Here is a 20652-nt window from a genome sequence, read left to right as displayed (position 1 = left end):
TGAGGGCTTACGTTAGTTGTGGACGTGGAGCGGCTTGCCGGCCAGCGCCAGCATCGCCTCGCCGACGGCCTCGGACTGGGTCGGGTGGGCATGGATGAGCTGGGCGACCTCGGAGGGCAGGGCCTCCCAGTTGTAGATCAGCTGCCCCTCGGTCACGAGCTCGCCGATGCGACGGCCGACCATGTGCACGCCGAGCACCGGGCCGTTCTTCGCCGAGATGATCTTGACGGCGCCCTGCGTCTGCAGGATCTGGCTCTTGGGGTTGCCCGCGAGGTCGTAGGTGAACTCGACGATCTCGTGGCCGCGCTCCCTGGCCTGGGCGGAGGTGATGCCCACCGAGGCGACCTCGGGATCGGAGTAGGTGATCCGCGGCACGCCGTCGTAGTCGATCGGCACGGGGTTCAGCCCCGCGATGTGCTCGGCCACCAGGATGCCCTCGGCGAAGCCCGCGTGGGCGAGCTGCAGGGTCGGGATGAGGTCGCCGACCGCGTACACGCCGGGCACGCTGGTCTGGCAGAACTCGTTCACGGTGACGGTGCCGCGCTCGATGGCGACACCCGCCTCCTCGAAGCCCATGCCCGCGGAGACCGCGCCGCGGCCGACCGCGACGAGCAGCAGCTCGGCGTCCAGGGTCTTGCCGTTGGCCAGGCTGACGACCACGCCGGTGTCGGTGGTCTTGACGCCCTCGAAGAAGACGCCCAGCTCCTGCTTGATGCCGCGGCGGCGGAAGGAGCGCTCGAGCAGCTTGGAGCTCGACTCCTCCTCCAGCGGCAGCAGGTGCGGCAGGGCCTCGACGATCGTCACCTCGGCGCCGAAGGAGCGCCAGACGCTGGCGAACTCCACGCCGATGACGCCGCCGCCCAGGACGACCACGGAGGTGGGCACCCGGTCGAGCTTGAGCGCGTGCTCGCTGGTGATGACACGCTCGCCGTCGATCTCCAGGCCGGGAAGGGACTTGGGCGCGGAGCCGGTCGCCAGCACGATGTTGCGGCCCTCGTAGATCTCGGAGCCCACGGCCACCCGGTTCGGGCCCGCGAGACGGCCCTCACCCTCGATGATCGTGATGCCCTTGCTCTTGAGAAGGCCCTGCACGCCCTTCCAGGCGCGATTGACGATCTTGTCCTTGAACGCGTGGACCGCGGGCACGTCGATGCCCTCGAAACGGGCCTTGACGCCGTAGGTCGCGCTTTCCCGCGTCTCGTCGGCGACCTCCGCGGAGTGCAGAAGCGCCTTGGTGGGAATGCACCCCCGGTGCAGGCAGGTACCGCCGATCTTGTCTCTCTCGATCAGCGCGACCGTCTTGCCCAGTTCGGCCGCCCGCAGAGCGCAGGCATACCCGCCGCTACCGCCCCCCAGGACGACGATGTCGTAGGGGCCGCTGCCATCAGCCACAGGAAAGCTCCTTGTCGGATTGGAATACCGTGTTCACGGTCGCGCCCCTTCCGTGCCCTGGCCGGCCGCGCGGATCCTCGATCGCATCCACGCCGCCGGCTGACTCGGCTCGGCGCCCAGTCGGTGCCCGCCCTTGGCCCGGCACCGACAACCGCATCTTTTCATCTGTCTGCGTTGCTTGTGACCCGCATGCGCGGCTACGCCGACGCCTGGGCGGACCCGGTCGCGTAGCGCTCGGCCAGGCCGACGAGCGTCCGGGTGACCGCCCCGGTACCGCCCTTCGGCGTGTAGCCGTGCGGCTCTCCCTTGTTGAAGGCGGGACCGGCCATGTCAATGTGTGCCCAACGGACACCGTCCGGCACGAATTCCCGCAGGAAGATCGCCGCCGTGAGCATCCCGCCGAAACGCTCGGGGTGCAGGTTGGCGATGTCGGCCACGGGCGAGTCGAGCCCCTTGCGGAGCTCGTCGGGCAGGGGCATGGGCCACGCGGCCTCGCCCTGCGCGCCCGCCGTCGCGACGATCTCGGCCCGGAGGTCGTCGTCGTTGGCCATGACGCCCGCCGTCCGCCAGCCCAGCGCGACGATCTGCGCGCCGGTGAGCGTGGCGACGTCGACGATCACGTCGGGGTCGTCCTGACCGGCGCGGGCGATGCCGTCGATCAGGACCAGGCGGCCCTCGGCGTCGGTGTCGAGCACCTCGACCGTCTTGCCCGCGAAGCTGGTGAACACGTCGGAGGGACGCTGCGCGGTGCCGCTCGGCATGTTCTCGGCCAGGCAGAGGTAGCCGACCGCGTTGACCTTCAGGCCCAGCCTCGCGATCGCGAGCATCGCGCCGAGGACGGCGCCCGCGCCGCCCATGTCCGACTTCATCCAGTCCATCGCGGCCGACGGCTTGAGCGACAGGCCGCCCGAGTCGAAGGTGATGCCCTTGCCGACGTAGGCGAGCTTCTTTTCGGCCTCGGGGTGGCTGTAGGCGAGGCGTACCAGGCGGGGCGGGTTCGCCGATCCCTGGCCGACGGCGACGATGCCGCCGTAGCCGCCCTCCTTGAGCGCCTTCTCGTCCAGGACCTCGACCGACAGGCCGGCCTCGCCGCCCACCTGCTCGGCGATCTCGGCGAAGCGCGCGGGCCACAGGTCGGAAGGCGGGGTGTTGACCAGGTCGCGGACGAGCGAGACCGACTCGGCCAGCGTGCCGGCGCGCCCGACCGCGGCCTCGGCGCCCTCGGCGTCGGTCAGCACGGCCAGCTCGGCCACCGGGGCGCTTGGCTCGTCGGCGGTCCGGTACCTGGTGAAGGAGTACGCGCCGAGCAGGCCGCCCAGGGCGACGGCGCCGGCGTGCTCGGCGCTCGTGGTGGGCAGGGCCAGCGCCACCCGGCCGGTGCCGGCCAGGGCGCGGACCGCGGTGCCCGCGGCACGGCGCAGGGCCTCGGCGTCGTAGCCGTTCTCGGGGACGTCGCCCAGGCCGACGACGACCAGCAGGGGTGCGGTCAGCGCGCCGAAAGTGGGGATCTTGGAGATCTCGCCGGGCTTCCCCTTGGCGCCCACACTGCCGAGCGTGGCGGTGAGCCTGCCGCCGAGAGCCTGATCGAGGCCGTCGGCCCCGGGAGCGGGGAGCAGGCCGTCCGGTCCGGTATGGACGCCGACGACCAGTGCGTCGGTTTCGAACGAGACAGCATTGTCAGTTGGGGTCAGCCGCACAGTGGTCACACAAGCCGATGCTAGTCGGGCTTGCGCAGTACTCATAAACGAGGGTTCGTCCTACGAATCGCGTCGTCCGATGGTGCTATCGGGAGTGGCACCATCGAGAGGGATGGTGCTAATGTCACTAGCACTATGTTGCTCACCCTGGATATGAACGATCCTCGGCCACTGCACGAGCAGGTCGCCGAGGCGATCAGACGTGCCGTCGCCGAGGGGTCCTACGCCCGGGGAGACCGGCTCCCGCCGGCGCGCGATCTTGCCGCCGCGCTGGGCATCAACGCCAACACGGTGCTGCGTGCCCTGCGGGATCTGCGTGACGAGGGGGTGCTGGAGTTCCGCCGCGGCCGCGGCGTGAGCGTGCTCAGCCGCCCCAACCCGCGCAGTGTCATCGAGGAGAAGCTGCGCTCCCTGCTCGCCGAGGCGGTCCAGTACGGCTACCGGCACGACGACGTCATCGAGCTCATCAGGGAACTGTCATGACCGGGTCTGGACCCGGTCCTTTGAAGGAGTGATCGATGTGGGCCTGCGAGCCCGTTTCCTTTCCACGGCCGCAGCCTGGTTCGCGCTGGTGGCCGCCACCCTGGTCGTCGCGCCGCTGATGCTCCGGGAGCGGATGCCCGACCCTGTCGCCATGCACTGGGGCCCGTCCGGTGCCCCCGACCGCTCGATGTCGTTCACCGCCTCGCTGCTGTTCGAGGTGGGCATGTGGGTGCTGATCGGGGGCGGGGCCTGCGTGGCCGCGCTCGTCAACGCCACGACGCTCAGGCGCAGGGCGAGCCGCATGGCGCTCGGCGCCCTGTTGGGCGGCACGGGCCTGTTCTTCCTGGGGCTGCAGGCGGTCACGCTGGCGGCCAACCTCGACGCTCCCGACTGGCGGCAGGCCGGTCACCTGGGGTGGACCGCGCTGCTCGCGGTCGCAGGGCTGGTGCTCGGCGGCTGGCTCGGTGGTCTCGCCGCCCGTCCGGGACCCGACGACCAGCCGGAGCGGGCCGCGGCCACCTCCCGGAGGTTCCCGCTCCGCCCTGGCCAGCGCGCTGTGTGGGTCTCCTCCGTGCGCAGCGGACTGCTCGCCGCGATCGGCGGCTCTGTCCTGGCGGTGGGGACGGGTCTCGCGGTCGTCGCCCTGGTCGGCGGCGACGGGATGCTCTGGACCCCCGCGGTGATCACGTTTCTCGCCGGCCTGGTGGCCGTGACCTTCAGTTCGGTGCGGGTGCAGATCACCGAGGAGGGCGTCGTGCTCTTCTACGGGCCGCTCCGCCTGCCCCGCAAGCACATCCCGATCGCGAAAGTGGAGCGGGCCTGGTCGGAGGAACTGTTCCCGTCCAATGTCGGAGGGTGGGGCATCCGGGGCCTGCCGGGGGCTGTGACGGTCATGCTCCGCGGCGGGGAGTGCCTTGTGGTGGGCTACGTCTCCGGCGGTCGCCTCGCCGTCTCGATCGACGACGCCGAGAATGGCGCCGCCTTGCTGAACACCCTCGTGGCCAGGGCGCCCACCGGTCCCGGAGCCCGTTGATCTCCACCTTCGCGGCCCTTGTCCCCCGAAGACCGAGCATTGGAAGTTGGTCTCATGCCCCGCCGATCCACTGATCTGTGGTTGTTTCTGCTCGTCGCGTTCGGCCTGTCCTGGCTGTTCGCCCTTCCCCTCTGGCTGATGGGCGCGCAGATCGGTGCGCCCGTGTTCACGGCGATCGGGGTGGCGATGATGTTCACCCCGACGCTGGGCGTCCTCGCCGTCCGGCTTTGGGGCAGGCGGCTTGGGGAACCCGCCACCACCTGGCGTGAGTGGGCCGGGCGGACCGGCCTGTGGATGGGGGAGCGTCGCGGGCGCACGCTCGCGCTCGTCGCGCTGGCCTGGTTCGGGACCCCTCTGCTGGTAGTCGTCGCGATCGCGCTCAGCGCCGCCCTCGGCCTGCTCTCCGTCGACCTGTGGGGGCTCAGCCTGTTCCGCGAGAACCTGGCGGCGGCCTCTCCGGGCCGATCGCTCCCGGTGGAGCCAGGGGTCCTGGCGGCCGTGCAGGTCGTGTCGATCCTCCTGGTCGCTCCGCTGATCAACTCGATCGCGGCATTCGGAGAGGAGTGGGGGTGGCGGGGCTGGCTGCTGCCCCGTCTGATGACGCTCGGCACCTGGCGGGCGCTCCTGGTCTCCGGGCTGATCTGGGGAGTCTGGCATTTCCCGCTCACCCTGCGCGGATACAACTACCCCGAGCTGGGTGCGTGGGCGGCACCGATGTTCATCGTGTTCTGCGTGGTCTTCGGGGCGCTGCTCGGCTGGCTCCGTCTCTACTCCGGGAGTGTCTGGCCCGCGGTCGTCGGGCACGGCTCCCTGAACGCCTCCGCGGGCCTGAGCCTGCTCGTCGGTAACGCGGCCGATCCGCCCAACCTGGCCGTCGCGGGGATCACCGGGCTGGTCGGCTCGGCGCTGCTGGCCGCGGTCTTCGCGCTGGTGATCAAACGCTGGCCGATCGAGCCACAGCCCCAGGCCGCCGGCTGAGATCTGAGGAGAGGAATGCTCCTGGTGCCCTCACCGATGAGTCTCCGCTGTCAGGTCCACCCGATTCACCGAATCCGGCTGCTCTGGTCAAACCCGCTGGATCAGGCAGGTCCGCAGGATCTGGCACGGCCGGACGAGGCCGGAAGGTCAGCTCACGAGTACCGTGCTCACTAGCAGTGCCGTGACGGTGGTGATCTCGACCAGGGCTCCCAGCACGTCCCCGGTGATGCCGCCGAGCCGGCGCACCGCTCTGCGCCGCACCACCCAGGCCGCCAGCAACCCGAGGAGTACGGCCGCCGGGAGCCCCCAGGAGGCGGAGAGGCTCCCCAGCCCGGGAACAAGGTCGCTGAGGCCGGCCAGTGCGGTTCCCCCGGAGCCGGAGAGCGAGTCGATCCCCGAGGTGAGCCCGTGGTCGTCCTGATAAGGGCCGAGGAGCGGAGAAGAGGGCGACCGGAGGTCGAGGGCGCCGGCGTCACGCGGGAAGAGCAACGCGGCCGACCCCGCGAGCACCAGCACGGTCATGCCCACCGCGACGCTCCGTCGCACGGTGCCCGCGACCATCGCGCCGAGCCCGTCGGGCCGGGCCGGGGGGACACCCGCTCGGCAGGCCCAGGTGAGGGCCAGCCGCCCGGCCGCGCAGGCGGTGACCAGGACGATCGGGCCCAGCCCCGTGTAGGTGAGTTCCGACAGGGCCGCCACCTGGAGTAGCAGGGTGCAGACCAGGGTCGCCACCCCGAACGGGCCGATGTCGGACCGTTTCATGATCTCCAGTGCCCGTTCGGCGGGCTTCCCGCTGCCCAGCCCGTCGGCGAGATCGGCAAGCCCGTCCAGGTGCAGCCCCCTGGTGAGCAGTGCGAGGACCGCCACGGCCAGCACCGATGCCGGAAGCGGCGTCATACCCAGCCAGAGCGCCATCGCCAGCACCAGCCCCGCGACGGCCCCGAGCGCCGCCCCCACCAGCGGGGCCATCGCCATCGCGACACCCCCCGCCCGGCGGTCGACCACCCCGGGCCGGACCGGGAACACACTCAGCGTGCCGATCGCGAGACGCACCCCGTCGGCGAACGTCGACGACCTGTCGGGAGGCGGGGGCGCGGGCATGACCGCAGATCATAGCCCTCCTTCTCCCGGATGCCCGGGGCGCTCCCAGATGGTGAGGGCCGGGCGGAGTGGGAGGCGGTGGTGTTCTTCGATCCGGACCCTTGGAGTTCTCTCATGGAACGCGGGCTCAGGGGGAGAAGCGGCGGTGGTGTTCTTCGATCCGGATCCTCGGGGTTCTTTCAGGGGACGCGGGCTCAGGGGGGAGGAGCGGGGGCCGATGCCGGCCCCCGATTCCCTCGTCGAGCGGAGGCTCAGGAGGGAAGGGGAAGGAGACGGCCGGCGACGACGAGGGTGACGTCCTCGGACTCCGCGGCGAGGCGCTGGTTCAGGCGGCCGAGGACGTCACGGAACATCCGGCCGCTGGCGGTGGCGGGCACCACGCCGAGGCCGACCTCGTCGGAGACCGCCACGACCCGGGCCCGGGTCTGCCGCCAGGCCGCCACCAACTCGTCGCACCGGGCCGTGACCGCGTCCAGGTCGTCCCCGCCCGACCAGGCGTCGCACTCGTCGAAGACGGAGGCGACCCAGGTGCCGAGCCCGTCGATCAGCAGCGGGGTTCCGGCGGACCGCAGCAGTCCGGCCAGGTCCGTGGTCTCGGTGGTCTCCCAGTGGGCGGGCCTGCGGTCACGGTGTGCCCGGACCCGGCGCAGCCACTCGGGATCGCCGTCGCCGGACGGCCCGGTCGCGACATACCGGACCTCGGGTTCGGCCGCCAGCCGCAGTTCGGCCTCCACGGACTTGCCCGACCGGGTCCCGCCGAGCAACAGGGTCCTTCGGGGCGGGGGAGCCGGAGGCGGCGGGGGCTCGCCGATGTCGAGGACCGTGCCATCCGGTACGGCGCGCACCCCCCACAGGTCTGCCCGCCGGGCCAGCTCCGCCTCCGTCGGTACCCGGTGGTCGAGGTCGACGGCCAGCACGTGCGTTCGCTCGCCGACCAGGCCCCGCCGGCGTAGGTCCCCCAGCCGTTCCGGCCGGTCGATCACGTCCAGCAACACCAGGTCCAGCGCCTCTCCCGGACCGGCGGGCTCTCGCTCCTCGTACGGGGGAGCGGTGGGGGCGTAAAGGACGCGCCGGCCGCCGGGGGTGGTGACGGTGAGGCCGTCCGGACCGGGCGAGGCGCGGTAGCCGGGCGGGAGCGGGCCGGTGGGCGGCAGCCGCACGGAGTCGCCGAGCAGCACGGACGTGGGGCGGCGGCCGGGGGCGACCCGGGCGCAGGAGGCGCACCCGCAGCCCGAGGCCGGCCAGCCCGCCGCAGCCGCGGTACCGGAGATCAGGACCTTCACACCCGGCCTCCCATTGGGTTCAAGGAGTTGCGAGCCTCCACCTTCCGGCGGAAGCGGATGACCTCCGCAGCGTACGGGGGGCCAGGGAACAGCCGGGCGACGGGGCGCGAGACCATGATCCTGCCTCCACGCTCGGGGGCATCCTGGAGAGGTAGGGTTCGCTGAGCCGCCGAACGGCACTGGCAGGATCCGTGAGAAGGAGCTATGGCATGACGTGGCGCTGGCGTTATGAAAACGCGAATGGCGGCGAGGTAGTCGAGGGTGTCGCGCCGTCCGACACGTTCCCGAGCCAGGCCGATGCCGAGTCGTGGCTCGGTGAGAACTGGCGTGAGCTGCTGGAGGCGGGGGTCGAGAAGGTCACCCTGCTTGAGGACGAGAAGATCGAGTACGAGGGAATGTCCCTGCGCCCGGAGTGAGGGAAGAGCCCGTCGGGCCCGCTGGATCACCGGGCGGGCGCGAACCGGCGATCACTGAGGAACGGCGAGTGGTGCACCGGTCCCTCGCCCCTCGGTGAAAAGGGGCGAGGGGATCTCCCCGTCCGGTGGTGGCCGGGACAGGCTCTAGGGGCGCCGCTCGGGGCTGACGGTCTTGGCGGGGTCGCGCTCGACGACCGGGCCGAGGACGTCGTCGATCTTCTTGAGCACCTCGGCGTCCAGCCTCACCCCGGAGGCCCTGACGTTGTCGCGGACCTGCTCGGGCCTGCTGGCGCCGACGATGGCCGAGGACACGTTCGGGTTCTGCAGCACCCAGGCCACCGCGAGCTGGGCCATGCTCAGCCCGAGATCGGCGGCGATCGGCTCCAGTCGCTGGACGCGGGTGAGCACGTCGTCGTTGAGCATCCGGGAGATGAAGTTGCCTCCGGTGGGGTCGGTGGCCCGGGAACCGGCGGGGGGCGGCTGCCCCGGCAGGTACTTGCCGGTGAGCACGCCCTGGGCGATGGGAGAGAAGACGATCTGGCCGATGCCCTCCTTCTCGCTCAGCGGCACGACCTCTGCCTCGATGACCCGCCACAGCATGGAGTACTGGGGCTGGTTGGAGATCAGACGGTCGAAGCCCATCTTGTCGGCGATCTTCAGGGCCCGGCCGATCTGCTCGGCGGTCCACTCGCTGACGCCGATGTAGAGGACCTTGCCCTGGCGTACGAGGTCGTCGAAGGTCTTGAGGGTCTCCTCAAGCGGCGTCTCGTAGTCGAAGCGGTGTGCCTGATAAAGGTCGACGTAGTCGGTCTGCAGACGGCGTAGCGAGCCGTGCAGGGACTCGGTGATGTGCTTGCGCGACAGGCCGCGGTCGTTGGGGCCCTGACCGGTCGGCCAGTAGACCTTGGTGAAGATCTCCAGAGACTCGCGGCGGACGCCCGCGAGGGCGCGGCCGAGAACCTCCTCCGCCTTGGTGCCCGCGTACACGTCGGCGGTGTCGAAGGTGGTGATCCCCTCGTCGAGCGCCGCCCGCACGCACTGCTTGGCGGCGTCCTCTTCTACCTGGGAACCGTGGGTGATCCAGTTGCCGTAGCTGATCTCACTGACCATGAGACCACTCCGGCCAAGGTGGCGGAATTCCATGCTCTGACATTAGTGGGTGCCCGATTCGGGATACCCTGCCGGGCGTGTTGCGGTTGATCACTTCGCGGAGGGTATGGCTGGCGCTGGCCGCCGGGGCGCTGGCGGCGGTCGTCGTGGTGGTCGTCCGCCGGTGGCGGAGACCGGAGGACGGCCCCCGGGACGACTCCCCGGTCAAGGGGACGATCGGCTCACCGGCAAAGGAGACGGCCTCCGGAACCGGGCACGCGCCGCGCTGGCCTCCCGCGCCGCTCCTCGGCGTCCCCACCGAGGAGGACCTCGGGCGGTACGCCACCGGTCCCCCTTCCGCCTTCCGATCCGCCGTTGAACGGACGTTCGCGCCCAGGCCGCCGCGCGAGCCGCTGGACGGGGCGGTCAAGAGCCGCCTGGTCCGCTGGGGCGCCGTCGGGGTCGGGCTGTGCCTGCTCGCCTTCGGCACCCAGGTCCTGGAGAACGCGGTCTTCTCGGAGGGGACGCGGGCCGTCGAGGGAATCGCCCTGTGGGGCCCGCCGGATGCGAAGGACGGATGCGGGCCGAGGACGGGGCAGGCGCTGGAGCCGGAGATCCGCTACTCGGCGGAGGAGGGGCAGATGATCCGGGCCACCGGTCCGTGCCTGGTCGACGTCGTGGTCGTTCCGGACTCCGTCGCGGCCGACCCCGTCCCGCCGCCGGACGAGTCCCCCGCGGCGGTTCCCGACGCGGACTGCCGGCCGCAGGTGAGGGGCCCGAGGGTACGGGCGATCGACCCCGGGGTGACCCGGGCGGTGAACCACCAGTGGCGCCGCATCGAGAGGTGGCTGGCGGCCAACGCCCCCGAGAGCCTTCGCACGCTGGGCAGGCCCGCCAGGGCCCGTACGATCGCCATCGCCGAGGCGCAGATGGGCCTGCGTTTCCCCGACGACCTGCGTGCCTCCCTGCTACGGCACGACGGGGCCCGCGTCGTGGGCGACACCTGGCCGTTCGGCTTCATCGGTAGCCGGAACCAGGGGGTTCGCGGGATCCGCGACACCTGGCGGCGGCTCTGCGGGACGGACGGGGAGGACATCGGCGCGACCGGCATCGGCTCGCGGGCGGAATGGTGGGACGGGCGGATGATCCCGTTCGGCGCCAACGGAAGCGGCGACCACCTGGTGATCGACTCCGTGGCGCGCGACGTCGGGCGTACCGATCACGAGGGCCAGATGAGCTTCACCCCTGGCGGCATCCGGATCCGCTCGTACTACGGTCTGCTGAAGGCGACCGCGAACGCCCTGGAGACCGGCGGATCCGTCGGTCACTGGAAGCCGGTGGTGACCGACGGCGAGCTGGACTGGGACGTCGTCGAGTCGTGATCACGGCAGGCCGGGGCGTCGCCGATCCCGGCTTCGGGAGGGAGGGCATGAGTGTCGCTCTCGCCCGCGAGCACGGGCAGCGACTCCCCGCCGCCGGGGCGGGACACGAAGAACCCCGTCCCTCCGGGAGAGGAACGGGGTTCGAAAGCCGATGTGCCGCGAACTACTTCTTCGGCGGGACCGGCCTGCCGCCGGGCAGGACGGTGGGCGGGGGGAAGCGCAGCTTGCGGATCTGCAGCGCGCGCATGGCGGCGTAGAAGCCGACACCCTTGAGGCTCTCGCCGGGGAACTTCTCGGCGGCGAGCTTCTTCACCTTCCAGGACACCCAGATCGAGGTGAGCAGCACGCCGACCATCATGATCGGCCAGCCGATCGTGATCACCGCGACGTAGACGTAACCGCGGACGTCGGTCGGGAAGGGGATCCAGGTGAGCAGCAGGATCAGCAGGGAGAACGGCAGGAAGTACTGGCTCACGACGCGGCGGGAGTCGACCCAGTCGCGCGCGAACTTCCTGACAGGCCCCTTGTCGCGGGCGGGGTAGTAGCGTTCGTCGCCGCGTAGCATCCCCTCGCGCGCCTTGGCGCGGTCGTTCGCCTGGCGCTCGCGGAGCTGCTTGTAGGCCTCTTTACGGTTGTTGGGGGCGTTCACCGGCTGCCGGCGACGGCCTTCGGCGTCCCGTCGCTTGGGTGTGGGACGCCCCTTGCCCGCAGGCTTAGGATCGTTAGCGGAGGCGGGGGAGTCGTCCGCGGTGGTCTGGGTACGTCGGAACACAACGTCAGCCTACCGGGAGTGCAACTTAGTGACGCCCCCGCGCGTTATGCGTAGGGTGAACCCTATGGTGGCTCCGGTGCTTTTCGGGGGGCTGGAATCACTTGGGGTGACCCGAAGCGCACTTGAAGAAGGGGACGGCCGACGCGCATGAGCGTGATGAAGAGACTTTCGCTGATCTTCAGGTCCAAGGCGAACAACGCGTTGGACAAGATGGAAGATCCTCGCGAAACCCTGGACTACTCATATCAGCGCCAGCTGGAGTTGTTGCAGAAGGTACGCCGGGGCGTGGCGGATGTCGCCACCTCGCGCAAGCGCGTGGAGCTTCAGATCAACCAGATCGAGGCGCAGGCGCGCAAGCTTGAGGAGCAGGGCCGCAAGGCGCTCGGGGTCGGTCGCGAGGACCTGGCCCGCGAGGCGCTGACCCGCCGCGGCAGCCTGCAGACCCAGATCGCGGACCTTCGCGTGCAGCACGACAACCTGCAGGCCGAGGAGGAGAAGCTCACCACGGCCTCCCACCGGCTGCAGGCCAAGGTCGACTCCTTCCGTACCAGGAAGGAGACGATCAAGGCGACCTACACCGCGGCCGAGGCGCAGACGCGGATCAACGAGGCCTTCTCCGGCATCTCCGAGGAGATGGGCGACGTCGGTCTGGCGATCCAGCGCGCCGAGGACAAGACGGCCTCCATGCAGGCCCGCGCGGGTGCCATCGACGAGCTGCTGGCCAGCGGCGCGCTCGACGACTTCAGCGGGCAGCGTGGCGACGACATCCAGGCCGAGCTCGACCGCATGGGCGGCGGCCACGACGTGGAGCTGGAGATCGCCCGGATGAAGGCCGAGCTCGGCCAGGGCACCGGGCCCCAGGGCGCGATCACGTCCGGTTCCGGCCAGCAGCAGCCGCAGCAGCAGCCGCAGCAACACCCGCAGTCCAATCAGACGCAGCAGCTGCGCCAGCCTGGGGAGGGCCTGTGATCGTCCGCATCATGGGGGAGGGGCAGATCGACATCGCCCCCGCCGATCTCGACGTGCTCAACACCCTGGACGCCGAGCTGGAGGCCGCCATCGAGGCGGGTGAGGAAGAGGTCTTCCGTACCCGGTTGCACGCCCTGCTGGACAAGGTCCGCCATGTCGGCAAGGCGCTGCCCGACGACAGCCTGGAGTCCTCGGAGCTGATTTTGCCCCCGGCTGACGCTTCCATGGAAGAAGTTCGGGAGATGCTCGGCAACGAGGGCCTGATTCCCGGATAGCCTGGGCATATGGTACAAACCCGGTTCGCCCCGGACCGGGGCCTGACCAGGCGCATGGTGATCACCATGTTCCTGCTCGGATTGCTCTATGTCGTCTTCGTGGCCGTACTGATCGCGTTGGGCGTCCGTGCGGTCGCGGTACTGCTGATCGCCGGCGTCATGCTCCTCGTGCAGTACTTCATGTCCGATCGCATCGCGCTGTTCGCGATGCACGGACGTGTCGTTTCCCCGCAGGAGGCGCCGGAGCTGCACGGCATGATCGACCGGTTGTGCGCTCTGGCCGACATGCCCAAGCCGCGGGTGGCGATCGCCGATTCGGATGTTCCGAACGCGTTCGCCACCGGCCGCAACCAGAAGAACTCCGTGGTCTGCGTGACCACGGGGTTGCTGCGCCGGCTCGACGCCGGTGAGCTGGAGGGCGTGCTGGCCCACGAGATGTCCCACGTGGCGCATCGGGACGTCGCGGTCATGACGATCGCGTCCTTCCTCGGCATAGTCGCCGGGCTCATGACCAGGGTCGCGCTCTACAGCGGCCTGGGACGCGGGCGCGACGACCGGGGCGGACTGCCGATCGGCCTGATCATCATGCTCGTCTCGGTCCTGGTGTACGCGGTCAGTTTCCTGCTCACCCGGGCCCTGTCGCGCTACCGGGAGCTGGCCGCCGACCGCGCGGGAGCGCTGCTCACCCAGCGCCCGTCGGCCCTGTCCAGCGCCCTCGTCAAGATCAGTGGCGAGATGGCGCGCATCCCGACGAGGGACCTGCGCGAGGCTGAGCCGTTCAACGCCTTCTTCTTCGCGCCGGCTCTGTCCGGCAAGGCGAGCCTGAGCGCGCTGCTGGCGACCCACCCGCCGCTGGAGCAGCGCCTTGACCAGCTCGGCAGGATCTCCGCCCAGCTCGGGCAGGGCGGGTGACAGGACTACCGGTGGGCGGCGGGAGCGCCGTTCTGTGGAAGCGGTGAAGGGGAAGAGACCGGATGCGCTGGTGGGATGCTCTGCTGGGCCGAGGTAAACCGGCCAAGGCCGACCTGGACGCGCTGTTCGCGCTGCCCTCGGCCGCGGTGACCCTGCAGGCGGCCACCGATCTGGCGCCGACCGGGCTGGGGGCGGTCTGCTTCCGCTCGGCCGAGGGCGGGGCGTTCGCCGCGCTCGAGCGCGACATCACCCAGTTGCTGGACGCCGGAGGCGGCCCTCCGGTGGAGGTGTCGAAGGACTCCTACGGCTACACATGGCTGCTGGTCCGCCGCACGCCCGACCTGCTCGGCGATCTGGTCACCGACCTGCACGCGGTCAACTCCTCCCTTGAGGCGGCGGGTTTCGGCCCCTCGCTGCTCTGTTCACTGGTCTCCTTCGCCGCCCCCGACGGCCGCGGGCTCGCCATGGTCTACCTCTACAAGCAGGGCACCTTCTACCCGTTCGCCCCGCTGCCCGGACAGGCGGGGCGCCGGGACAACGCGCTGGAGCTGCAGGTACGCGGTGCGATCGGCGGTGAGCTGGAGATCGAGCCGGATCTCGGCCGCTGGTTCCCCCTCTGGGGCGCGCCCGGCCTCTGAGCCGTTCCGCCGGCCGGTCGGGGCCCTGTCCGGTCCGTTCCTCCCCAAGATCGTCTCCGGCTCTCGGGCAAGGCGTTCCGCCCCTTCCGGGGATGCTGAAAGGCCGTCTGGAACGCGCTATCGAGGTCCGTCCGACTTGCGGTTTGATGCACGTCCTGTGACCCTTTGCCCCCACAATGGGTCCGGAAGTTCATCACGGAAGAAGGGTGTGACCATGGCGGACCTCGCGTCCTTGCGGCCCGGGGATCCCGAGCACGTGCGGGAGTACCGGCTCACCGCCCGGCTCGGCGAGGGTGGTCAGGGAACGGTCTACCTGGGAGTCTCCCCGACCGGTGCCCGTGTCGCGGTCAAGCTGCTCCGTGCCGACCTCGCGCAGGACGAGGAGGCGATGGAGCGTTTCGTCCGTGAGGTCAGCACGACCCAGCGGGTCGCTCCCTTCTGCACCGCTGCGGTGATCGACACCGGGGTCGACCAGCATCGCCCGTACATCGTCAGCGAGTACATCGACGGCCCGACGCTCGACGCGGTCCTGGCCACCGAGGGCCCCCGGCATGGCGCGGCCCTGCACCGCCTGGCGATCGGCACGGTCACCGCGCTCGTCGCGATCCACCAGGCGGGAATCGTCCATCGCGATTTCAAGCCCTCCAACGTGCTGCTGGCCCCCGACGGCCCCCGAGTGATCGATTTCGGTATCGCCAAGGCGCTCGACCGCACCTCCACGCTGACCGCGATGGCGATCGGCACCCCCTCCTACATGACCCCCGAGCAGCTGGCGGGAGAGAACGCGGGCTCTCCCGCCGACATGTTCGCCTGGGGCTGCACGATGGTCTTCGCGGCCACCGGGCAGCCGCCGTTCGGTACGGACAGCCTGCCTGCGATCTTCAACCGGATCATGAACCTGGAACCCGATCTGGGGGCGATCACCGATCCGGCGCTGCGCGACCTGGTCGGGCAGTGCCTGTCCAAGGACGCCACCCAGCGGCCCACGGCGGGCGAGGCGCTGCTGCGGCTGCTCGGCCACGCGGGCGGGCCGACCGGCGCCGCACCGCCCACCGCGCCCCGCGGCATCCTCGCCGAGGGTTCGGCGGCCGCGGCGCAGCGGACCGGCCCCGGCCCCGGCGGCTACCCCGCCGGGAGCGAGCCCGTCCCCACCGCGTACGTGCAGCGGCATCCGGGAGGCGACGACCGCGCGCAGCAGGGCTATCCCCATCACCCGGAGCCGCAGCCGTATCTCCAGCACGGGGGTCCCGGAGGGGGATACCCCGCGCAGGGCCCGCAGGGCGGCCCGGTGGGCTACCTCCAGCACTCCGAACCCCGTGGCCACACCCAGCCGTCCGCGTCCCACGGCTACACGCAGCCGTCCGAGTCCCACGGCTACGCCCAGTATCCGCAGCAGGGGCCGGGATACCCGCAGCAGGGATATCAGGGGCCTCCGGGTCCACAGCCCTACGGCGGTCCCGCGCCCCATCCCTCCCATGACGGCGCCCCGTACCAGAACCCCGGATCACCTGGATATCCGGGACAGCCCGCTCCCGCCAGGAGCGGGCGCGGGGTGTGGTTCGCGGTCGTGGGCGGCCTGCTGGCCACCGCCCTCGTGGCCGGGGGCGTCGTGCTGGCGGTACGCGGCGGCAGCACCGAGACGCCGGGCGACCCCCAGGCGGGCGTCACCCAGAGCGACAGCCCGCAGACCGGCGGTACGAAGGAGACGAGCCCCCCCACCTCCGCCGCGACCCCGCCCCCCAACACGTCGACGGTGCCGCAGACGACCAGCAGGATCAAGCTGCCCGGTAGTTCGATCACGCTCCATGAGAGCCCCCAGGACCCGATCAAGCTGAGTTCCTACAGCCTCGACTGGGAGAAGACCCTCTACGTCAGGAAGTACGGGACCAACCGGTTCGCCAAGAACGACAAGTACTTCCATTACACGCTCAACGCCGCGGGCACCCAGGCGCTGGGTACCGACCGGATCTACGACGCGCAGAACTACTCGATCGTGTCGGTCATCGACCAGAGCACCGGCGCGGCGAGCAAGATCAGGATCACCAAGGCGCCGGTCTACCCGACGCTGCCGCAGTGGTCGCCGGACGGCAAACGTGGCCTGGTGACGCTGTACGAGGCCGTGGACAACACCAGCAAGGAGTACGGCTTCGCGATCATCGATGTCGCCACGAAGAAGGCCAGGATCGTCCGGGTGAAGGAGAAGGACGCGGGCCAGTGGAGCTACTTCTGGCGGGGTGACGGCCGCGCCGTCGGCACCTGGGCGCTCACCGGCAAGACCCAGCGCATCCGCTTCTACGACCTGCAGGGCACCGTGCTGCAGACCCTGCTGGACGTGGGAACCCCGATCACCGTCGAGAACGACGACATCTCCCCGTCGGGATCGTCACTGCTCACGTACTGCAAGGAGAGCAAGAAGGAGATCTGCGTCTGGTCCACCGCCTCCGACGCCCCGGCGAAGGTCCGGATCCCGTTCGAGACCGAGCGGCTCATCGGCTGGTACGACGACGAGCACATCGCGGGCTGGCGGCGCAAGGGTTCCGGCTACGAGGCCGTGGTGTTCGACTTCGAGGGGCGGTCGCAGCGGGTGCTGGCCACCACCACCAATGCCAAGGAGTACGAGAAGCAGTTCATGCGTTTCACCCGGGAGGGCTGACATGAGGGAATGGACTCACGCCGAGCATGTCTCGGCGGCCACCGCGGAGGTCGCCCGGATGGCCGATGTCCTGAGGAAGCGCGACATGTCCGTTCCCGTGCTGACCTGTCCTGGCTGGGACTTGGCCAGGCTCGTCACCCACACCGGTGGCATACACCGGTGGGTGGCCACCATGGTCGCCGACCTGGCCGAGCGGCGCTACGACCGCCGCGGGATGGACATGGGCCTGCCGGCCGACGCGAGCGGTTACCCCGCCTGGCTCGGTGCGGGGGCCACCCTGCTGTCCGAGGCGCTGCTGTCGCAGGATCCGCAGGCGCCGATGTGGGCCTGGGGCGGGGATCAGCGGGTGCGGTTCTGGTCCAGGCGCATGCTCCACGAGACCCTGGTGCACCGGATGGACGCCGAGCTCGCGCTGGGCGTTCCGGTCTCGGTCGACGAGGACGTGGCGGCCGACGGAGTCGAGGAGTTCCTCGATGTCCTGCCGTACGCGCTGTGGAATCCGGGGGTGGCCGAGCTGAGGGGCGGGGGCGAGACGATCTCCCTGCAGGCCGACACCGGAGCCGGGTGGGTGATCACCCTCGACCCCGACCGCTTCCACCACCGGCGGTCCCTGCAGCCGGGGAGCGTGACCGTGCGCGCGGCCACGTCGGCGGACCTGCTCCAGGTCGTATGGGGGCGGCGCAGCGTCGACGACTACGCCGTCGAGGGCGACGCGGGGCTGCTGGGCTGGTGGCGGGAGCTCGCCCGGATCTGACCGGCGGAAGATAAATACCCGTCCCGGGATTGGGCCAAGACACGGCAGATCCCCAGGAGGGCTCGCCGCCGAGGCCGCCGCCCCGTGGTGCCATGCCCCTATGATCAAGATGTCTCAGGCAGTGGTCTCGGCCGCACTCGTCTCCGTGGGCCTGTTCGGTGGCACGGCGCTCGCGGACTCCGCACCCTCCACGGCGACGGTACGGGAGGACGACCGGCCACAGATCACGATCGTGGGCGAGGGACGTCTGTCGGTCACCCCCGACGTCATGAAACTGGACGCCGGTGTCGAGGTGGTCCGTTCCACCGCGGGAGAGGCGTTCACCGCCGCCCGCGTCGCCGCCGCCGCGCTGACGAAGGCGCTGCTGGCGGCCGGTATCGCGGCCAAGGACCTGCGGACCAACGAGCTGTCCCTGGGCCCCCAGTACAAGGACTACCCCACGATCTCCGGTTACCGGGCCGCGCAGGGGGTCGAGGCGGTGGTGCGGGACCTGGACACCGCGGACGACGTGATCGACGCGGCGGTCGCGGTCGGCGAGGCGGTCCGGCTGGACAGCGTCTCCTTCGAGGTCTCCGACAACCGCGCGCCGCTCAGGCTGGCGCGCGAGGCCGCCTTCAGGGACGCCAGGACCCGCGCCGCGCAGTACGCCAGGCTCGCGGGGCGCAGGCTCGGCCGTGCGCTGGAGATCAGCGAGGAGAACGTCACCCCGCCGCGGCCGTTCTTCGCCGCCGGCGCGATCGCGGACAAGGCGTCGATCAGCCCCGGCCGCCAGGACGTGTCGGTCAGCGTCAGGGTGGTCTACGAGCTGGATTAGGCCCCGCTCACGCGGTGCTCCCCCGATCCCGGGTACGCGACAGGTTCCCGGCACACGACGGGCCCCGGCGGGTCACCACCCACCGGGGCCCGTCCACCTCGTGGTCAGGGCAGCGCCAGCATCCTGTCCAGGGCGACCCGAGCCCAGTGGGCGGTGTCGTCGTCCACGGTGATCTGGTTGACGACCTGGCCGGCGGCGAGCGACTCCAGCGCCCACACCAGATGCGGCAGGTCGATCCGGTTCATTGTCGAGCAGTAGCAGACGGTCCGGTCCAGGAACGTCACGTCCTTGTCGGGGAACATGGCGCCGAGCCGCTTGACCAGGTTCAGCTCGGTGCCCACCGCCCAGGAGGACCCGGCGGGAGCCGCCTCGATCTTCTTGATGATGTACTCGGTCGAACCGACATGATCGGCCTTGGTGACGACCTCGTGCCTGCACTCGGGGTGGACCAGCACGTTGACGCCGGGGATGCGCGCGCGGACGTCGTCCACGCACTCGGCGCTGAAGCGGCCGTGCACCGAGCAGTGCCCCTTCCAGAGGATCATCTTGGCGCCCGCGAGCTGCTCGGCGGTCAGGCCGCCGTTCGGCCGGTGCGGGTTGTAGACGACGCACTCGTCCAGTGACAGGCCCATCTCCAGCACCGCGGTGTTGCGGCCCAGGTGCTGGTCGGGGAGGAAGAGCACCTTCTCCCCGCGGGAGAAGGCCCACTCCAGGGCGCGCCTGGCGTTGGAGGAGGTGCAGACGGTGCCGCCGTTGCGTCCGCAGAAGGCCTTGATGTCGGCGCTGGAGTTCATGTAGGTGACGGGCACGGTGCGACCGGCGATCCCGGCGTCCTGGAGCACCTCCCAGCACTCCTCGACCTGGTCGAAGGTGGCCATGTCGGCCATCGAGCACCCGGCGGCGAGGTCGGGCAGCACCACCTTCTGGGAGTCGGAGGTGAGGATGTCGGCGGACTCGGCCATGAAGTGCACGCCGCAGAAGACGATGTACTCGGCGTCGGGCCGGGCCGCGGCCTCCTTGGCGAGCTTGAACGAGTCGCCGGTCACGTCGGCGAACTGGATGACCTCGTCACGCTGGTAGTGGTGGCCCAGTACGAAGACCTTGTCGCCGAGCGCCGCCTTCGCCTTCCTGGCGCGTTCCACCAGCGCCGGGTCGGACGCGGCCGGTAGCTCGCCGGGACAGTCGACACCGCGCTCGCTGTGCGGGTCCACGCCCCTGCCCAGGACGAAGAGCGGAAGCCCGATCTCGGTGGTCGTCATGGCCACACCCCCTTATCGTCGAAGTGACGACTAATGATGACACACGCTCTTGGGGCTTTATTCCGTGGGAGGGAGTTTTGTCCGAAGGAGGAGGCGTGCGTCGTCTCAGGAATGTGTAAGGGGGGACGGGTGTTGGTAGCGTCTAAGAAGGACGTCAGAAACAGACAGCCGTTCCCGGGGAGCGGCTGACGCAGACGCGGGAGTCACCACATGTCGGTTGAGAGCAGCGAGACCACGGCGCAGGGCCTGATCCTCAGTTCCGCGGCCGCCGCGAAGGTCAAGAGCCTGCTGGAGCAGCAGGGCGAGGAGGGCCTCCAGCTGCGCGTGGCCGTGCAGCCCGGTGGCTGTTCCGGCCTGCGCTACCAGCTCTTCTTCGACGACCGTTCGATGGACGGTGACGTCGTCTCCGACTTCGACGGCGTGAGCGTGGTCACCGACCGGATGAGCGCGCCCTACCTCGTGGGTGCCACCGTCGACTTCGTCGACACGATCGAGAAGCAGGGCTTCACGATCGACAACCCGAACGCCACGGGTTCGTGCGCCTGCGGAGACTCGTTCAACTAGGAGCTCGCTCGACCGGACGAGACCGGACGAGACACCGAAGGCCCCGCGGGGGGGGGGGGTGGGGGGCGCGGGCGCGCGCGCCGCCCCGGCGTCTCGCGGGGGGGGGGCGGCCGCGGCCGCCGGGGGGGGGGGGCGGCCGGGCCCCGCCGGGGGGGGGCGCCGCACTCATGGCTTGATTCTCTTTCCAG

20 protein-coding genes are annotated in these 20652 nt (G+C 70.6%); 13 read left to right on the top strand and 7 right to left on the bottom strand.

Annotation, left to right across the window (positions count from 1 at the left end; all coding sequences use genetic code 11):
* Positions 1 to 12: 12 nt before the first annotated feature.
* Complete coding sequence (lpdA, locus tag ABT130_RS12640; RefSeq protein WP_350955275.1) at positions 13 to 1392, bottom strand: dihydrolipoyl dehydrogenase; 1380 nt, start codon at positions 1390 to 1392, stop codon at positions 13 to 15.
* Positions 1393 to 1589: 197 nt separating this feature from the next.
* Entirely contained in the window at positions 1590 to 3134 is a 1545-nt protein-coding gene (locus ABT130_RS12635) for a leucyl aminopeptidase (protein WP_350955274.1), read from the bottom strand.
* A 90-nt stretch (positions 3135 to 3224) separates the two neighbouring features.
* Here ABT130_RS12635 and ABT130_RS12630 point away from each other — a divergent pair, with 90 nt between their 5' ends.
* The 3 genes from ABT130_RS12630 to ABT130_RS12620 are packed head-to-tail and all read left to right on the top strand — an operon-like array spanning position 3225 to position 5583.
* Positions 3225 to 3572: a GntR family transcriptional regulator gene (locus ABT130_RS12630; RefSeq protein WP_350927863.1), complete on the top strand. Its 348-nt coding sequence runs from the start codon at positions 3225 to 3227 to the stop codon at positions 3570 to 3572.
* 37 nt (positions 3573 to 3609) lie between these two features.
* A complete protein-coding gene (locus ABT130_RS12625) occupies positions 3610 to 4605 on the top strand; it encodes an SdpI family protein (RefSeq protein ID WP_350955272.1) in 996 nt (331 codons plus the stop codon).
* 54 nt (positions 4606 to 4659) lie between these two features.
* Positions 4660 to 5583, top strand: a complete 924-nt coding sequence (locus ABT130_RS12620) for a CPBP family intramembrane glutamic endopeptidase (protein ID WP_350955270.1) — start codon at positions 4660 to 4662, stop codon at positions 5581 to 5583.
* 147 nt (positions 5584 to 5730) lie between these two features.
* On the opposite strand, the gene ABT130_RS12615 is transcribed toward ABT130_RS12620, so the two are convergent.
* Together ABT130_RS12615 and ABT130_RS12610 are read right to left on the bottom strand one after the other, a co-directional pair.
* Entirely contained in the window at positions 5731 to 6684 is a 954-nt protein-coding gene (locus ABT130_RS12615) for an adenosylcobinamide-GDP ribazoletransferase (protein ID WP_350955268.1), read from the bottom strand.
* Positions 6685 to 6935: 251 nt separating this feature from the next.
* Entirely contained in the window at positions 6936 to 7967 is a 1032-nt protein-coding gene (locus ABT130_RS12610) for a bifunctional adenosylcobinamide kinase/adenosylcobinamide-phosphate guanylyltransferase (protein ID WP_350955266.1), read from the bottom strand.
* A 209-nt stretch (positions 7968 to 8176) separates the two neighbouring features.
* Between ABT130_RS12610 and ABT130_RS12605 the strand changes: the two genes are divergently transcribed.
* A complete protein-coding gene (locus ABT130_RS12605) occupies positions 8177 to 8383 on the top strand; it encodes a hypothetical protein (protein WP_030910294.1) in 207 nt (68 codons plus the stop codon).
* 144 nt (positions 8384 to 8527) lie between these two features.
* Here the strand turns inward: ABT130_RS12605 and ABT130_RS12600 are convergent, their stop codons facing one another.
* The gene (locus ABT130_RS12600; RefSeq protein ID WP_350955264.1) at positions 8528 to 9526 is read right to left on the bottom strand and encodes an aldo/keto reductase family protein; all 999 of its coding nucleotides are present in this window, start codon (positions 9524 to 9526) and stop codon (positions 8528 to 8530) included.
* Between the two features lie 44 nt (positions 9527 to 9570).
* On the opposite strand from ABT130_RS12600, the gene ABT130_RS12595 reads away from it, so the two are divergent.
* Positions 9571 to 10854: an SMI1/KNR4 family protein gene (locus ABT130_RS12595; RefSeq protein WP_350955262.1), complete on the top strand. Its 1284-nt coding sequence runs from the start codon at positions 9571 to 9573 to the stop codon at positions 10852 to 10854.
* Between the two features lie 163 nt (positions 10855 to 11017).
* On the opposite strand, the gene ABT130_RS12590 is transcribed toward ABT130_RS12595, so the two are convergent.
* Complete coding sequence (locus ABT130_RS12590) at positions 11018 to 11626, bottom strand: DUF3043 domain-containing protein (RefSeq protein WP_350955260.1); 609 nt, start codon at positions 11624 to 11626, stop codon at positions 11018 to 11020.
* A gap of 147 nt (positions 11627 to 11773) precedes the next feature.
* On the opposite strand from ABT130_RS12590, the gene ABT130_RS12585 reads away from it, so the two are divergent.
* The 7 genes from ABT130_RS12585 (at position 11774) to ABT130_RS12555 (ending at position 18641) form a co-directional block, all read left to right on the top strand.
* Complete coding sequence (locus ABT130_RS12585; RefSeq protein WP_350955258.1) at positions 11774 to 12595, top strand: PspA/IM30 family protein; 822 nt, start codon at positions 11774 to 11776, stop codon at positions 12593 to 12595.
* Positions 12592 to 12870 (top strand): PspA-associated protein PspAA, encoded by a 279-nt coding sequence (pspAA, locus tag ABT130_RS12580; RefSeq protein ID WP_343982922.1) that lies wholly within the window; start codon positions 12592 to 12594, stop codon positions 12868 to 12870. Before ABT130_RS12585 ends, pspAA begins: the two co-directional genes overlap by 4 nt.
* A 9-nt stretch (positions 12871 to 12879) precedes the next feature.
* A complete protein-coding gene (gene htpX, locus ABT130_RS12575; protein ID WP_350955256.1) occupies positions 12880 to 13782 on the top strand; it encodes a zinc metalloprotease HtpX in 903 nt (300 codons plus the stop codon).
* Between the two features lie 62 nt (positions 13783 to 13844).
* A complete protein-coding gene (gene pspAB / locus ABT130_RS12570) occupies positions 13845 to 14420 on the top strand; it encodes a PspA-associated protein PspAB (protein ID WP_350955254.1) in 576 nt (191 codons plus the stop codon).
* 214 nt (positions 14421 to 14634) lie between these two features.
* Entirely contained in the window at positions 14635 to 17073 is a 2439-nt protein-coding gene (locus ABT130_RS12565; RefSeq protein ID WP_350955252.1) for a serine/threonine protein kinase, read from the top strand.
* A gap of 1 nt (position 17074) precedes the next feature.
* Positions 17075 to 17827, top strand: a complete 753-nt coding sequence (locus tag ABT130_RS12560) for a maleylpyruvate isomerase family mycothiol-dependent enzyme (protein WP_350955249.1) — start codon at positions 17075 to 17077, stop codon at positions 17825 to 17827.
* A 100-nt stretch (positions 17828 to 17927) separates the two neighbouring features.
* A complete protein-coding gene (locus ABT130_RS12555) occupies positions 17928 to 18641 on the top strand; it encodes an SIMPL domain-containing protein (RefSeq protein WP_350955247.1) in 714 nt (237 codons plus the stop codon).
* Between the two features lie 104 nt (positions 18642 to 18745).
* Here the strand turns inward: ABT130_RS12555 and nadA are convergent, their stop codons facing one another.
* A complete protein-coding gene (gene nadA, locus ABT130_RS12550; protein ID WP_350955245.1) occupies positions 18746 to 19900 on the bottom strand; it encodes a quinolinate synthase NadA in 1155 nt (384 codons plus the stop codon).
* A gap of 210 nt (positions 19901 to 20110) precedes the next feature.
* Between nadA and ABT130_RS12545 the strand changes: the two genes are divergently transcribed.
* A complete protein-coding gene (locus tag ABT130_RS12545) occupies positions 20111 to 20464 on the top strand; it encodes a HesB/IscA family protein (protein WP_030910261.1) in 354 nt (117 codons plus the stop codon).
* Positions 20465 to 20652 lie beyond the last annotated feature (188 nt).

It is taken from the genome of Streptosporangium sp. NPDC001681 (assembly GCF_040298085.1).
Classification (GTDB): domain Bacteria; phylum Actinomycetota; class Actinomycetes; order Streptosporangiales; family Streptosporangiaceae; genus Streptosporangium.
The sequence above is the reverse complement of the archived record's forward strand: the minus strand, read 5'-3'. Positions and strand labels throughout refer to the sequence as shown.